This window comes from Mesorhizobium sp. YM1C-6-2 (assembly GCF_003666685.1).
Lineage (GTDB): Bacteria > Pseudomonadota > Alphaproteobacteria > Rhizobiales > Rhizobiaceae > Mesorhizobium_K.
Genome location: NZ_RCIZ01000007.1, coordinates 1 through 13,499, shown reverse-complemented (window position 1 = coordinate 13,499; position 13,499 = coordinate 1). Strand labels below are relative to the sequence as shown.

Below are 13,499 nucleotides of genomic sequence, written 5' to 3'. Positions count from 1 at the left end.
GCTGTCAAGCGTTTTCAACGATCCGGCGCGCTGCTATCTGGAAGCATGGCCTTCACCATCAGGCAGCTGCAGTATTTTGTCGCCGTCGCCGAGCAGGGCACCGTCTCGGGCGCCGCGCAGCACCTGTCCATCTCGCAGTCCTCGGTGACCGAGGCGATCAAGGAACTGGAGAGCGATCTCGGCGTCGCACTGTTCGAGCGTCATCCGCGCGGGCTGAACATCACCCACAAGGGCCACCAGTTCCTGCGCCACGCCACCAAGATACTGGCCGACGTGTCCGATGCGCGGCGCACGTTCTTCAGCGACCGGCAGGCGACGACCGGCCGCCTTCAGCTCGGTGTCACCTCGTTGGTTGCAGGCTATGTGCTTTCCGATCTGCTCGCCCGCTACCGGCGTGCGCATCCGGCGGTCGAGATTTCCGCCATCGAGGACAATGGCGACTATCTCGAGCACCTCTTGGTCGGCGGCAAGCTCGACATCGCCGTCATGGTCACCTCGAACCTGCGCGATCGCATGGCGCTGCAGTCGGAAATCCTGGAGATCTCGGCCTACCGGCTCTGGCTGCCGCTCGGCCATCCGCTCGCCACTGCCGAGATCATCAACCTCGGCGACATCGCCGCGGAGCCGCTGATCATGCTGACCGTCGACGAAATCGAGGAGAACACAGGCAAGCTGCTCGCCGCGCTGGGAACACGTCCCCACGTCGCCTTCCGGACCCGTTCCGTGGAGGCCGTGCGCAGCCTTGTCGCCACCGGCGCCGGCGTCGCGCTTCTTCCCGATCTCGTCTACCGGCCCTGGTCGCTTGAAGGCGATCGCATCGAATCCCGCGACATCTCCGGCTCGCTTCCCGTCGTCCAGGTCGGCATGGTGTGGCGGCGTGGTTCCGGGCTGCCGCAGGCCGCGCGCGATTTCATCGGGATCGCCCAGGGCCAGCACATGGCGCGTCGCTAGGGTTCTCGCCCGCGCCTCGCGCTTGCAGGCAAGATCTCCTCGGCCTTGAACGGCGTGATCGGCGCTGCCTCGAAGCGACCCGCACCGGCCAACCGGACGGCGCGTCGGAATGTCGGGCATTCCATCGGTCGGGCAGCCGGGCATTTGGCGGCATGCCGCAAGGCCTTGCGAATTACGGTCAAGCGCTGGATGGTTCGGTCCAGTTCGTCCGCCTTGGCGTCGAGGCGGGCGCGGTCCATGCGAGGCAGGCCTTCCGGCTTCAGCATTTCGCCGATCTCGTCCAGCGCGAAACCGCCGGCGCGCCCGAGCGCGATCAAAGCGAGCCGCTCCAGCACCGCCGGGTCGAAGAGGCGGCGCAGGCCGCGTCTGCCGGTCGAGGCGATCAACCCCTTTTCCTCGTAGTAGCGAAGCGTCGAAGCAGGCACGCCTGTCCGTCGCGACACCTCGGCAATATCGAGATCCTTCATGCTTGACCTCAAGTCGACTTGAACTCGTAGACTGCTCGCGATGACAGGTCGGAGCAACAGGAAACGAGGTCCGCCATGCCGCAAGCCGCCCAACCCAACATGCAGCAAGCCACGCTCTGGAACGATGCCAGCGGCAAAGCCTGGGTCGATCTCCAGCCGGTTCTCGACGAGGTGCTGGCGCCGTTCGCACGGCTTCTGGTCGACGCCGGCTTTCCCGGCGAGGGCGGCAGCGTTCTCGACATCGGCTGCGGCGCGGGAGCCACGACACTGGCAATGGCGCGCCGTGTCGGCAGCGCCGGACGCTGCGTCGGGCTCGATATTTCCGAGCCGCTGGTCGCCCTGGCGAGGACGCGCGCGCAGGCGAATGGACTGGAGAACGCCGAATTCGTCGCGGCCGATGCACAGACATACGCATTCGAGCCCGCTTGTTTCGGCGCCGTCATTTCGCGTTTCGGCGTGATGTTCTTCGACGACCCGGCGACCGCCTTCGCCAACATCCGGAAGGCCGTGAAGCCCGGCGGCAGGCTCGTCTTCGTCGCTTGGCGCAGTCCTGCCGAAAACGGCTTCATGACGGCAGCCGCGCGGGCGGCAGCCCCCTTCCTGCCGCCTGCGCCACCGCCAGACCCGAATGCGCCCGGACAGTTCGCGTTCGCGGACGGTGCCAAGATCTGGCGGATTCTCGAGGCGAGCGGCTGGTCGTCGATCGGTGTGGAGAAGGCGGATATCCCCTGCCAGGTGCCTGAAGCCGATCTGATGACATATGCCACACGGCTCGGCCCGGTCGGCGGCGCACTGCGCGAGGTCGACGCGGCGACTGCCGAGAAGGTGACGTCGGCCCTGCCGGGCGCATTCGCCCGTTTCGTGCGTGGCGGCATGGCTCGGTTCGATGCAGCCAGCTGGCTGGTGACGGCTCGGGCTTGATGTCAGGCTTCGATATCGGAAATTCCGATAGCGACCTTCTGACAAATGAATTTGCGAAGGCTCGGCTTTCACGTCACGTTTCCTCCAGGGACACGCAGCCGCTGGAGAGCTGCCCCTGCCAATGGGAGACGTCATGATGAAATCGTTCCTGAAATCCTGTACCGCACTTGCGCTCGCCGTCAGCTTCTCGGGCCAGGCAGTTGCCCAGGTCAAGGAGGTTGGCGCCGGCGAGGGCCAGCTCAACATCGTCGCCTGGGCCGGCTACATCGAGCGCGGCGAGACCGACAAGAATTTCGACTGGGTCACCAAGTTCGAGGAAGCCACGGGCTGCAAGGTGAACGTCAAGACCGCGGCCACCTCCGACGAGATGGTTGCGCTGATGAACGAAGGCGGCTTCGACCTTGTCACCGCGTCGGGCGATGCGTCGCTGCGCCTCGTCGCCGGCAAGCGCGTGCAGCCGGTCAACATCGATCTCATCAAGAGCTGGTCGACCGTCGACGACCGCCTCAAGGACGCGCCCTGGCACACGGTCGACGGCGTCCATTACGGCGTGCCTTACATGTGGGGCCCGAACGTCCTGATGTACAACACCAACGTCATCAAGACCGCGCCGACCTCCTGGAAGGTCGTGTTCGAGGAGATGACGCTCGACGACGGCAAGTCCAACAAGGGCCGCGTCCAGGCCTATGACGGCCCGATCCACATCGCCGACGCTGCGCTCTACCTGATGACGCACAAGCCGGATCTCGGCATCAAGGATCCGTATCAGTTGAACGAAGACCAGTACAAGGCGGCGCTCGACCTCCTGCGGCAGCAGCGCCAGCTGGTCGGCCGCTACTGGCATGACGCCTTCATCCAGATCGACGATTTCAAGAACGAAGGCGTTGTCGCGTCGGGCTCCTGGCCGTTCCAGGTCAACCTGCTGAAGGCCGACAAGCAGCCGGTCGATTCCGTCTTCCCGGAAGAGGGCGTCACCGGGTGGGCCGACACCACCATGATGCATGTCGATTCGGCCAATCCGAACTGCGCCTACATGTGGTTCGAGCATCAGCTCTCGTCCAACCTGCAGAGCGATCTTTCGGTCTGGTTCGGCGCCAACCCGTCCGTGCCCGCTGCCTGCACCGATGGTCGCGGCATGCAGAACGCCGAAGGCTGCACCGCCAACGGTATGGACAATTTCGAGAAGGTGAAATTCTGGACGACGCCGACCACCAAGTGCGCCACCCAGAACGACCAGTGCGTGCCCTATTACCGCTGGGTCTCCGACTACATCGGCGTCATCGGCGGGCGGTAAAGGAGACCGCTTCCATCCTTCCCGTGCTTGCCGCGGGGAGGGGCCATCATGCAGCGACGGGTGGGGTTGATCTTCATCCCCACCGGCGCAGCAAATTCTGCTCCTTCCTCTCCAGTGGGAGAGGGTGGCCGCGCAGCGGCCGGGTGAGCGGGCTTTGAACCGGGTACTGGCACCATGACCCCAGCCGTTTCCTTCAAGCAGGTCTCGCGCCATTTCGGCTCGGTCCGCGCCGTTGACGCCGTCGATCTCGACATCGGCGCCGGCGAATTCTTCGCCATGCTGGGGCCGTCCGGCTCGGGCAAGACCACCTGCCTGCGCCTGATCGCCGGCTTTGAGCAGCCGACGTCCGGCCGCATCGAGATTTTCGGCGAACGGGCCGAGGGCGTCCCGCCATACAGGCGCAACGTCAACACCGTCTTCCAGGACTATGCGCTCTTTCCGCATCTGAACGTGCTCGACAACGTCGCTTACGGGCTGATGGTGAAGGGCATCGGCAAGGCCGAACGCCATCGCGAGGCCGAGACCGCGCTGGAACTGGTCAAGCTCCCCGGCTACGGCGCGCGACGGCCGAGCCAGCTTTCTGGCGGCCAGCGGCAGCGCGTCGCGCTCGCCCGCGCGCTGGTCAACCGGCCCAAGGTGCTTCTGCTCGACGAGCCGCTCGGCGCGCTCGACCTGAAGCTGCGCGAAAACATGCAGGAGGAGTTGAAGAGCCTGCAGAAATCGCTCGGCATCACCTTCGTCTTCGTCACCCACGACCAGGGCGAGGCGCTGTCCATGGCAAACCGCATCGCGGTTTTCGACCACGGCCGCATCATGCAGGTCGGATCGCCGGAGGACATCTACCAACGGCCGAACTCGCGCTTCGTCGCCGATTTCGTCGGCTCGTCCAACGTGCTGCCGCCGGACTTCGTCGCCCGCCACGGGGGCGCCCGCCGCTGGGCAAGCCTGCGTCCGGAAGCGGTTCGCATCGTCGACGGCGAAGCCGGTGCATCCGGGGCCCGTGGGCTCGAAGCCACCGTCGTCTCGCACTCGTATCTCGGCGGCACGACACGTCTCGGCCTCGATGTCGAGGGCCAGCGCATCAACGCGCTGCTGCCGGCAGGACAACCGCTTCCGGCCGAAGGCCAGCCGGTCCGCGTCGGCTTTGCGCCATCCGACCTCCATCTGATGGAGGAGGGCGGATGAGCGCGGCGGACGCAGTACTGCGCCCGGACACCGCCGGGGCCATCCTTCCGGACCGCGGCGGCCTGTGGGGGCATCTGTCCGACGCCTTCTGGCGCAAGCCGAAGCTGCTGCTCTTCCTGATGCTGCTGCCGCCGGTGCTCTGGCTCGGCATCGTCTATCTCGGTTCGCTGTTCGCGCTTCTGCTGCAGAGCTTTTTCTCGATCGACGAATTTTCCGGCATGATCAACCGGGAGTTTACGCTCAAGACCTATGCGGAGCTTCTCAAGCCGTCGAACCTCGACATCATCCTGCGCACCGTCACGATGGCCGCGCTGGTGACGCTTGCCTCGGCCGTCGTCGCCTTCCCCATCGCTTATTACGCGGCGCGCTATGCGCGCGGGAAATGGAAGGCGCTGTTCTATCTCGGCGTCATGCTGCCGCTCTGGTCGAGCTATCTCGTCAAGATCTACGCCTGGAAGCTGATCCTCGCCAAGGAGGGCATCCTCACCTGGTTCTTCGAGAAGGTGCATCTCCAGTGGCTGATCGACGCCTGGCTGTCGCTGCCGATCGTCGGGGGCAACTCTCTCTCGGTCTCCTTCACCGGCACCTTCATCGTCTTCGTCTATGTGTGGCTGCCCTTCATGATCCTGCCGATCCAGGCCTCGTTGGAGCGCGTGCCCGGCAATCTGATCGAGGCGTCGTCCGACCTCGGCGCCAACCCGGCCCAGACCTTCCGCAACGTGCTGTTCCCGCTGGCGCTGCCGGGCATCGTCGCCGGCTCGATCTTCACCTTCTCGCTGACGCTCGGCGACTACATCATCCCGCAGATCATCGGCACGTCGCGGCTGTTCATCGGGCAGGCCGTCTACGCGCATCAGGGCACCGCCGGGAACATCCCGCTCGCCGCCGCCTTCACCGTCGTGCCGATCGTCGTCATGGGTTTCTACCTCTGGGGCGCCAAGCGCATGGGGGCGTTCGATGCGCTCTGACCGTTCCTCCGCTCCCGTCTCCCTGAAGATCGCCGCCGCGGCGGGGCTGCTGTTCCTGCACCTGCCGATCCTCCTGATCTTCGTCTACGCCTTCACCACCGAGGAGAAGAGCTACCAGTGGCCGCCGCCGGGCTTCACGACACAATGGCTCGCCGTGACCTGGAACCGGCCCGACGTCTGGCAGGCGCTCGGCCTCTCGGTGCAGGTCGCGGCGATCTCGACTGTCACCGCACTGGTGCTCGGCACGCTCTGCGCGGCGGCGATCAGCGGCTCGAAATTCTTCGGCCGCGAGGCGATCTCGCTCTTGGTCATCCTGCCGATCGCGCTGCCCGGCATCATCACCGGCATCGCGCTGCGCTCGGCCTTCTCGCTCGCCGAAATCCCCTTCTCTATGTGGACGATCATCCTCGGTCACGCCACCTTCTGCGTGGTAGTCGTCTACAACAACGCGGTCGCGCGTTTCCGCCGCGTCTCCGGCTCGCTGGTCGAAGCCTCGATGGACCTCGGCGCCAACGGCTTCCAGACCTTCCGCTATTGCATCCTCCCGAATATCGGCACGGCGCTGGTCGCGGGCGGCATGCTCGCCTTCGCGCTCTCCTTCGACGAGGTGATCGTCACCACCTTTACCGCCGGCCAGCAGCAGACCCTGCCGATCTGGATGCTCGAAGAGCTCGTCCGTCCCCGCCAGCGCCCGGTCACCAATGTTGTCGCCATGGTCGTCGTGCTGGTGACGCTCTTGCCCATTCTCGCCGCCTATTACCTCACCCGCGACGGCGATCAGATCGCCGGCTCCGGCAAATGACGAAGCGAATGGGGAGTAGCGAATAGCGAATTGAAACAACGTCATGTTCGCTACTCCCTATTCCCTATTCGCTCTTTGAAACGCTGATCAGGGAGACTGTCATGCAGACTGAAATGCTCATCGGCTCGAAGTTCGAGGCCGGAACGGAAGCCGCCGAGGCGGTGCTCAACCCGCGCACCGGCAAGACCATTCTCGACATGCCGGAGGCCTCGCAGAAGCAGATCGACCAGGCCGTCGCCGCCGCCGAAAAGGCTTACGCCACCTGGTCGCGCACCACGCCGGCGCAGCGCTCCGCCTACCTCCTGAAGATCGCCGAACGCATCGAGGCCGAGGCGGAGGAGTTCGCCAAGCTCGAGGCGCTGAACTGCGGCAAGCCGGTCAACGCCGTTCTCAACGACGAGATCCCGGCGATCGTCGACTGCTACCGTTTCTTCGCCGGCGCGGTGCGCTCCATGCCGGGAGTCGTCGCCGGCGAATATCTCTCCGGCCACACCTCGATGATCCGCCGAGACCCGGTCGGCATCGTCGCCTCGATCGCACCGTGGAACTACCCGCTGATGATGATGGCCTGGAAGCTGGCGCCGGCGATCGGCGGCGGCAATACGGTCGTGTTCAAGCCGTCCGAGCAGACGCCGCTGACCGCGCTGAAGCTTGCGAAAATCCTCGCCGACGTTCTGCCCGAGGGCGTCGTCAACGTCGTGCTCGGCCGCGGCAACAGCGTCGGCAACGCGCTGATCAATCATCCCAGGGTCAATATGATCTCGATCACCGGCGACGTCGCGACGGGCAAGAAGGTGCTGGAAGCCGCCGCCAAGTCGGTGAAGCGAACGCATCTCGAGCTCGGCGGCAAGGCGCCGGTCATCGTCTTCGACGACGCCGACATCGATGCGGTGGTGGGCGGCCTGCGCGCCTTCGGCTACTACAATGCCGGCCAGGACTGCACCGCCGCCTGCCGCGTCTATGCCGGCAAGAAGATCTACGACCGGCTGGTGGCGGACCTCTCCGCTGCCGCCTCGTCGATCAAATACGACCGGGCAGACGACACCGAGAACGAGATCGGGCCGCTGATCTCGAAACGCCAGCGCGACCGCGTCGCCTCCTTCGTCGAGCGCGCCTCCGAACTGAAGCACATCGAGATCACCACCGGTGGCAAGCCGGGCGACGGCACCGGCTTCTACTACCAGCCGACGGTGGTCGCCGGCGCCTTGCAGGAGGACGAGATCGTGCGCCGCGAGGTGTTCGGGCCGGTCGTGTCGGTCACGCGCTTCTCGGATGTCGACGATGCCGTCGCCTGGGCGAACGACTCGGATTACGGCCTCGCTTCCTCGGTGTGGACGAAGGACGTCTCCCGCGCCATGTCGACGGCCGCGCGGCTGCAGTATGGCTGCACCTGGATCAACACGCATTTCATGCTGACCAACGAGATGCCGCATGGCGGCCTCAAGCAATCCGGCTACGGCAAGGACATGTCGCTCTACGCGCTTGAGGATTATACGGCGGTGCGGCATGTCATGATCGCACACGGGTAGCCTCCTCCTGCGTGCAGGCATGCGAAATCGTTCCCGCGCCTTGTTTTTTGAAGCCGGGGTGTGGGAGGCGGCGCATGGCTGCGACGTCTTCAAGTTTATCTAGTTGACGCGCAGCCATGCGCCGCCGGCGTTTTTCCCGTTGCCATGCCCGGTCCATCCCCTTCCGATAGGCTGGAGGAGCGGGCGCGCAGGCCAGCACCGGGACCGGAGCCGCCCGCGTGACCAACACGGGACGCGATCCAGCGCCACACTTGCCTGGATGGAGGTCGTGTACACCCGTTCCCACAAGCAAGCTGCTGACGGAGAGTATGTGGGAGGTGGGAGGGGTGTTGGTAAAATGGCGGGCGGGAAGGGGCAGAAATCGTACAAGCCCTTGATTCCAGGGCGATAAAATATTCTTGAATGCAGAAATTTCTTCACGGACGTGGCCGGACTTGGCTCACATCGTCATCATGCTCGAAAAGAGCACGATTCCTCGGCCACCCCATCTGGTCCTACCAGATTTTCCCCGCTAGATTGCCGGCCAAGGCCGGGCGCACGGCCATCGGGAGGAAAGATGAAAATTGGATTCTGCATGTTCCTGTGGACGACCAACGTCACGGGAAAGCATTCGAGGCTGCTCAAGGACATCAAGGCGACCGGCTATGACGGCGTCGAGATACCGATCTTCGAGGGCACGCCTGACGACTACAAGCGCCTCGGCGAGATGCTGGACAGGATCGGCCTCGAGCGCACCGCGGTCACCGCCATGGGCGACCCCGGCATGAACCTGATCTCGCCCGACGCAGCCACGCGCCGGAAGGGCGTCGCCTACATGAAATGGGCAATCGACTGTGCGGCGGCGCTTGGCGCGAACCGCCTGTCGGGTCCGGTCCACTCGACTCTCGGCGCCTTCACCGGCGTCGGCCCGACCGCCGCCGAGAAGAAGCGCTCGGTCGGCTCGCAGCGCGCCATCGGCGACCATGCCGGCAACAGGGGCGTCACCATCGGTCTCGAGGCGCTCAACCGCTTCGAATGCTATCTGCTCAACACCATGGCCGACCTGTCGGCGCATGTCGACGAGATCGACCGTCCGCACATCAAGGCGATGTACGACACGTTCCACGCCAATATCGAGGAAGCCGACCCGATCGGCGCCTATACGAAGCACGTCAACAACATCTGCCATATCCACATCTCGGAGAACGACCGCGGCGTGCCCGGGCGCGGCAACATCCCGTGGAGGAAAACCTTCGCGGCGATCAGGGAGAGCGGGTACGACGACTGGCTGACCATCGAGGCCTTCGGGCGCGGGCTCAAGGACCTCGCCGCAGCGACGAAGGTCTGGCGCGACTTCGCCGAGAGCCCGGAGGCCGTCTACCGCGAAGGCCTCGTCCATATCAGGCAGCATTGGAAGAAGGCTGCCAAAAGCCGCTGAAAAATCCGGCTAAGTTCATAATTCCTTTTACGTTTCTCCTCTAAGGCCGTTTCGGCTGGTTTGGCAGAAATGTAGAGAGGAATATCAGGCAATGTTGCGCTCTATTCTCGTCGCGGTTTCGGTCCTTGCGACCGTCAACGCATCCTTCGCCTGCACGGCGGTCGACATCGTGGCAGCCGACAAATCCGTGATCGCCGGAAGGACCATGGAATGGGCCTTCGACATGAAATGGACGCTGGTCAGCCAGCCGAAGGGGACGGAAGTCACGCTTTCCGCGCCGTGCGACCTCAACCTGCCGGAGGTCAAGGTGGCGACCAAATATCCGGTTGTCGGCGTCAGCGCCGGCATCATCCCCGGTGGCGCGCTGCTCGAAGGCCAGAACGCCGAAGGCCTCGGCATGAGCGGCAACTTCCTGCCCGAGTTCACCCAGTACCAGGGGGTCACCAAGGAGGACAAGAACTACGTCTCCATCCTCGCCTTCGGCTCCTGGGTGCTCGGCAATCACGCCACGGTGGCGGAAGTTCGCGCGGCGCTGCCTGACATCAAGGTCTGGTCGGATTCGTCGCTGCCTTCCGGCCCCACCCCGCCGACCATCCATTTCGTCTTCACCGATCGCTCGGGCGACGGCATGGTCGTCGAGTATGTCGGGGGCGAGCTGAAGATGCACGACAATGTCGCGCATGTGCTGACCAACTCGCCGCCCTATGAATGGCATCTGCTCAACGCCCGCAACTATCTGAATCTGTCGACGGTGGGCGTCACCAGCCGGCCGATCGGCAACGCCAATGTCACGGCGATCGGCCAGGGCGGCGGCATGATCGGCCTGCCGGCCGACTACACCCCGCCGGCGCGCTTCATCCGGGCCGCCTTCCTGCGCCACAACATCGAGCAGCCCACCAATGCCGGCGAGGCCATCCAGGCGATCGGCCACATACTGAACACGGTCGACATCCCGCTCGGCATCGCGCAGGCCAAGGAAGGCGACCAGGTGTTCTCCGACTACACGCAGTGGGTGGCGATCAAGGATCTGACCAACAACAAGCTTCTGATCACCGACTACGCGCACCGCACGACCTACCTGACGCTCGATCTCAACACGATCTTCGCCCAGGACAAGCCGGTTTCCATCCTCGTGTCCGACCTGCCTTATCCGGACGCGATCGACGGCACGGCGGCGCTCAAACCCTGATACGATGCTCCAGTCGCCTTCAGGCCGGACTCGTTGACCCGAGCCCGGCCTGAAGGCAACGAACCTCGCGGCGGAAGCCGCCTTCCACCGCTTTCTTGCGCTTCTCCTGCTGAATTCCCAGTTTTTGCGGCCGAGGCCGGTTTCCCAATCGCCGATGGGGCGCTATTTGGCGCATATATCGTCGGCTAAAGGATTCCCCAATGCTCGGCTGGTTCCGTGCGCTGCTGCCCCGCGAGGACAAGTTCTTCGACCTGTTCGAGCGGCATTCCCGCATTCTCGTCTCGGGCGCCGAAGCGCTTCAAAAGCTGCTCGATGGCGGCGAGGACGTCGAACGTCATTGCCGCGAGATCGTCGAGCTGGAACACCAGGCCGACGAGATCACCCGCGAGGTGCTGCTTGCCGTGCGGATGAGCTTCATCACGCCGTTCGACCGCAGCGACATCAAGGATCTCATCCAGTCGATGGACGATGCGATCGACATGATGAACAAGGTCGTCAAGATGGTGAGGTTGTTCGAGCAGACAAGCTTCGAGCCGCGCATGAAGGAAATGGGCGCCGTCATCGTCGAGGCGGCGCACCTGACCGCCGAAGCGATCCCGCTGCTGGAGAAGGTCGGCGCCAACGTCACGCGGCTCGGCGAAATCGCCGAAGAGATCACCAAGGTTGAGGAACGCGCCGACGGCCTGCACGACGCCGGGCTGAAGGAGCTGTTCCGAAGCCATGGCCGGACCGACGCCATGGCCTGGATCGTCGGCAGCGAACTTTACGGCCAGCTCGAAAAGGTCGTCGACCGCTTCGAGGACGTGGCCAACGAAATCAGCGGCATCGTGATCGAGAACGTCTAAGCGGATGGACCCGACCCTCGCCTTTCCGCTCCTCGCCGGCCTGATCGGCGTTGCGCTGTTCTTCGATTTCCTGAACGGCCTGCACGACGCCGCGAACTCCATCGCCACCATCGTCTCGACGCGCGTGCTGCGTCCGCAATACGCCGTCTTCTGGGCGGCCTTCTTCAATTTCATCGCCTTCCTGTTCTTCGGCCTCCACGTCGCGGAAACGATCGGCAGGGGCATCGTCAGCGCCGAGATCGTGACGCCGCAGGTCGTCTTTGCGGCGCTGGTGGGCGCGATCTCGTGGAACATCATCACCTGGCTCTACGGCATACCGTCATCCAGTTCGCATGCGCTGATCGGCGGGCTGGTCGGCGCAGCGGTCGCGAAGGCTGGCAGCGTCGCCATCGTCTGGGCAGGGTTGCTGAAGACCGTCGCGGCCATCGTGCTGTCGCCGCTCACCGGCTTCGTGCTGGCGCTCTGCCTTGTGCTGATCGTGTCGTGGCTGTTCGTGCGGCAGACGCCGTTCGCCGTCGACGGCACCTTCCGCTGGCTGCAGTTCGTGTCGGCCTCGCTCTATTCGCTGGGACACGGCGGCAACGACGCGCAGAAGACGATGGGCATCATCGCCGTGCTGCTCTATTCGCAAGGCATGCTCGGCGACGAATTCTACGTGCCGTTCTGGGTGGTCATCACTTGCCAGTTCATGCTGGCGTTCGGCACGCTTTTCGGCGGCTGGCGCATCGTCCACACGATGGGCTCGAAAATCACACGGCTCAATCCGATGCAGGGCTTTTGCGCGGAAACTGGCGGCGCCATCACGCTTTTCGGCGCGACGTGGCTCGGCATCCCGGTTTCGACGACGCACACGATCACCGGCGCGATCGTCGGCGTCGGCGCCGCAAGGCGCGTCTCGGCGGTGCGCTGGGGCGTCGCCGGCTCGATCGTGATTGCCTGGGTGATCACCATGCCGGCAACGGCGATCATCGCGGCCGTCGTCTATGGCCTGACCTCGCTGTTTACCTGAGCAAGCCGGCTAACGGTCGATCAGGTTCAGGATGTTGCCGTCGGGGTCCTTGAACCAGGCGACCTTCATGCCGTAGCCGACATGGAGGTCGCCTTCGAGCGTGCTGCCCGGCATGTCGTAGTGCTCGAAGCTCACGCCCTTGGCCTTGAGCGCCTCGACCATCCGGCCGATCTCGTCGCCGACCGTCCAGGTCACGGCCGTCGCCTTGTTGGTCCCGGCGAATTCTGACCGATAGACGTTGATGAGCGTGTCGCCGCTCTTCATCACGATCACCTCGTCGCCTTCCGCGTCGACTTGGGTGAGGCCGAGCGTGCCTTCGTAAAATTTCCTGGCAACCGCGAGATCCCTGACCGCGATGTTTGCCGTGGCGTTGGTTTTTCCAAGCATGTCTTCCTCCTTTGAGGTTTCGAACCGGCAACGGGTGAACCGCCGTCGGGCCTACCCGTTCCGAAACCGGCCGCCTGTCGCAAGGACGCATGGAAACCCGCCGTCCCGACAGGCTTTTTCGATTTGCCGCATGCGACCTTTCCGATGTCGCCTGACGGCTTGGGTTTGCCGTCGAAAGGGACTATCTGAAACGACGACACGAATTTGGAAGCCGCCTGCCATGTCCGTCACCAAGGAAACCGTCCTCGACCGCCTGAAATCCGTGAACGGCCCGGACTTTACCGGCAACATCGTCGATCTGGGGCTGGTCTCCGACATCTTCATCGCCGACAGCAAGGTCTTCTTCTCGATCACCGTGCCCGCCGCGCGCGCGCAGGAAATGGAACCGCTGCGGGCCGCTGCCGAGCGCGCCGTCAAGGCGATCCCGGGGGTTGCCGGCGCCATGGTCGCGCTGACCGCCGAGAAAAAGGGCGGCGGCATGGAAGCACCGGTCCGGCCGCGCCCGGCGCCCGCCGCCCCGCCGCCGCACGCGCCG

At 64.5% G+C, this 13,499-nt stretch carries 14 protein-coding genes; 12 read left to right on the top strand and 2 right to left on the bottom strand.

The genetic code is table 11. The features are described 5' to 3' along the window. Window positions 1-45: 45 nt before the first annotated feature. Complete coding sequence (locus tag D8676_RS17700) at window positions 46-951, top strand: LysR family transcriptional regulator (RefSeq protein ID WP_121582427.1); 906 nt, start codon at window positions 46-48, stop codon at window positions 949-951. On the opposite strand, the gene D8676_RS17695 is transcribed toward D8676_RS17700, so the two are convergent. Next, the gene (locus D8676_RS17695) at window positions 948-1,418 is read right to left on the bottom strand and encodes a helix-turn-helix domain-containing protein (RefSeq protein ID WP_121582426.1); all 471 of its coding nucleotides are present in this window, start codon (window positions 1,416-1,418) and stop codon (window positions 948-950) included. The two genes, D8676_RS17700 and D8676_RS17695, sit on opposite strands and share 4 nt — an antisense overlap. A gap of 75 nt (window positions 1,419-1,493) precedes the next feature. Here D8676_RS17695 and D8676_RS17690 point away from each other — a divergent pair, with 75 nt between their 5' ends. The 10 genes from D8676_RS17690 to D8676_RS17645 all read left to right on the top strand — a co-directional run bounded on the left by D8676_RS17690 (window position 1,494) and on the right by D8676_RS17645 (window position 12,577). Next, window positions 1,494-2,339 carry a class I SAM-dependent methyltransferase gene (locus tag D8676_RS17690; protein ID WP_121582425.1) on the top strand — a complete coding sequence of 282 codons (846 nt, stop codon included), beginning with the start codon at window positions 1,494-1,496 and terminating at the stop codon, window positions 2,337-2,339. Between the two features lie 136 nt (window positions 2,340-2,475). Then, on the top strand, window positions 2,476-3,633 hold the full coding sequence (locus D8676_RS17685) for an ABC transporter substrate-binding protein (RefSeq protein WP_121582628.1): 1,158 nt from the start codon (window positions 2,476-2,478) through the stop codon (window positions 3,631-3,633). A 174-nt stretch (window positions 3,634-3,807) separates the two neighbouring features. Continuing rightward, on the top strand, window positions 3,808-4,818 hold the full coding sequence (locus D8676_RS17680) for an ABC transporter ATP-binding protein (RefSeq protein WP_121582424.1): 1,011 nt from the start codon (window positions 3,808-3,810) through the stop codon (window positions 4,816-4,818). Beyond that, window positions 4,815-5,786: an ABC transporter permease gene (locus tag D8676_RS17675; protein WP_121582423.1), complete on the top strand. Its 972-nt coding sequence runs from the start codon at window positions 4,815-4,817 to the stop codon at window positions 5,784-5,786. The genes D8676_RS17680 and D8676_RS17675 overlap by 4 nt, the downstream gene beginning before the upstream one ends. Beyond that, complete coding sequence (locus D8676_RS17670; RefSeq protein ID WP_121582422.1) at window positions 5,776-6,588, top strand: ABC transporter permease; 813 nt, start codon at window positions 5,776-5,778, stop codon at window positions 6,586-6,588. Before D8676_RS17675 ends, D8676_RS17670 begins: the two co-directional genes overlap by 11 nt. Window positions 6,589-6,689: 101 nt before the next feature. Next, window positions 6,690-8,117, top strand: coding sequence for a gamma-aminobutyraldehyde dehydrogenase (locus D8676_RS17665; protein WP_121582421.1), 1,428 nt, complete (start codon window positions 6,690-6,692; stop codon window positions 8,115-8,117). Window positions 8,118-8,673: 556 nt separating this feature from the next. Further along, window positions 8,674-9,534 carry a sugar phosphate isomerase/epimerase gene (locus D8676_RS17660; protein ID WP_121582420.1) on the top strand — a complete coding sequence of 287 codons (861 nt, stop codon included), beginning with the start codon at window positions 8,674-8,676 and terminating at the stop codon, window positions 9,532-9,534. 91 nt (window positions 9,535-9,625) lie between these two features. Then, window positions 9,626-10,723: a choloylglycine hydrolase family protein gene (locus D8676_RS17655; RefSeq protein ID WP_121582419.1), complete on the top strand. Its 1,098-nt coding sequence runs from the start codon at window positions 9,626-9,628 to the stop codon at window positions 10,721-10,723. A gap of 200 nt (window positions 10,724-10,923) precedes the next feature. Further along, window positions 10,924-11,568, top strand: coding sequence for a DUF47 domain-containing protein (locus D8676_RS17650; RefSeq protein WP_121582418.1), 645 nt, complete (start codon window positions 10,924-10,926; stop codon window positions 11,566-11,568). Window positions 11,569-11,572: 4 nt separating this feature from the next. Next, on the top strand, window positions 11,573-12,577 hold the full coding sequence (locus D8676_RS17645; RefSeq protein ID WP_121582417.1) for an inorganic phosphate transporter: 1,005 nt from the start codon (window positions 11,573-11,575) through the stop codon (window positions 12,575-12,577). A gap of 9 nt (window positions 12,578-12,586) precedes the next feature. Here D8676_RS17645 and D8676_RS17640 read toward each other — a convergent pair whose 3' ends face one another. Then, the gene (locus tag D8676_RS17640; protein WP_121582416.1) at window positions 12,587-12,964 is read right to left on the bottom strand and encodes a VOC family protein; all 378 of its coding nucleotides are present in this window, start codon (window positions 12,962-12,964) and stop codon (window positions 12,587-12,589) included. Between the two features lie 220 nt (window positions 12,965-13,184). On the opposite strand from D8676_RS17640, the gene D8676_RS17635 reads away from it, so the two are divergent. Further along, a partial coding sequence (locus D8676_RS17635; RefSeq protein WP_147448215.1) for an iron-sulfur cluster assembly protein occupies window positions 13,185-13,499 on the top strand: 315 nt, incomplete at its 3' end.

Excerpts from the sequence above, each read along its gene's own strand:
- D8676_RS17700 (WP_121582427.1), top strand. The coding sequence starts at position 46 with ATGGCCTTCACCATCAGGCAGCTGCAGTATTTTGTCGCCGTCGCCGAG.
- D8676_RS17695 (WP_121582426.1), bottom strand. The coding sequence starts at position 1,418 with ATGAAGGATCTCGATATTGCCGAGGTGTCGCGACGGACAGGCGTGCCT.
- D8676_RS17690 (WP_121582425.1), top strand. The coding sequence starts at position 1,494 with ATGCCGCAAGCCGCCCAACCCAACATGCAGCAAGCCACGCTCTGGAAC.
- D8676_RS17685 (WP_121582628.1), top strand. The coding sequence starts at position 2,476 with ATGAAATCGTTCCTGAAATCCTGTACCGCACTTGCGCTCGCCGTCAGC.
- D8676_RS17680 (WP_121582424.1), top strand. The coding sequence starts at position 3,808 with ATGACCCCAGCCGTTTCCTTCAAGCAGGTCTCGCGCCATTTCGGCTCG.
- D8676_RS17675 (WP_121582423.1), top strand. The coding sequence starts at position 4,815 with ATGAGCGCGGCGGACGCAGTACTGCGCCCGGACACCGCCGGGGCCATC.
- D8676_RS17670 (WP_121582422.1), top strand. The coding sequence starts at position 5,776 with ATGCGCTCTGACCGTTCCTCCGCTCCCGTCTCCCTGAAGATCGCCGCC.
- D8676_RS17665 (WP_121582421.1), top strand. The coding sequence starts at position 6,690 with ATGCAGACTGAAATGCTCATCGGCTCGAAGTTCGAGGCCGGAACGGAA.
- D8676_RS17660 (WP_121582420.1), top strand. The coding sequence starts at position 8,674 with ATGAAAATTGGATTCTGCATGTTCCTGTGGACGACCAACGTCACGGGA.
- D8676_RS17655 (WP_121582419.1), top strand. The coding sequence starts at position 9,626 with ATGTTGCGCTCTATTCTCGTCGCGGTTTCGGTCCTTGCGACCGTCAAC.
- D8676_RS17650 (WP_121582418.1), top strand. The coding sequence starts at position 10,924 with ATGCTCGGCTGGTTCCGTGCGCTGCTGCCCCGCGAGGACAAGTTCTTC.
- D8676_RS17645 (WP_121582417.1), top strand. The coding sequence starts at position 11,573 with ATGGACCCGACCCTCGCCTTTCCGCTCCTCGCCGGCCTGATCGGCGTT.
- D8676_RS17640 (WP_121582416.1), bottom strand. The coding sequence starts at position 12,964 with ATGCTTGGAAAAACCAACGCCACGGCAAACATCGCGGTCAGGGATCTC.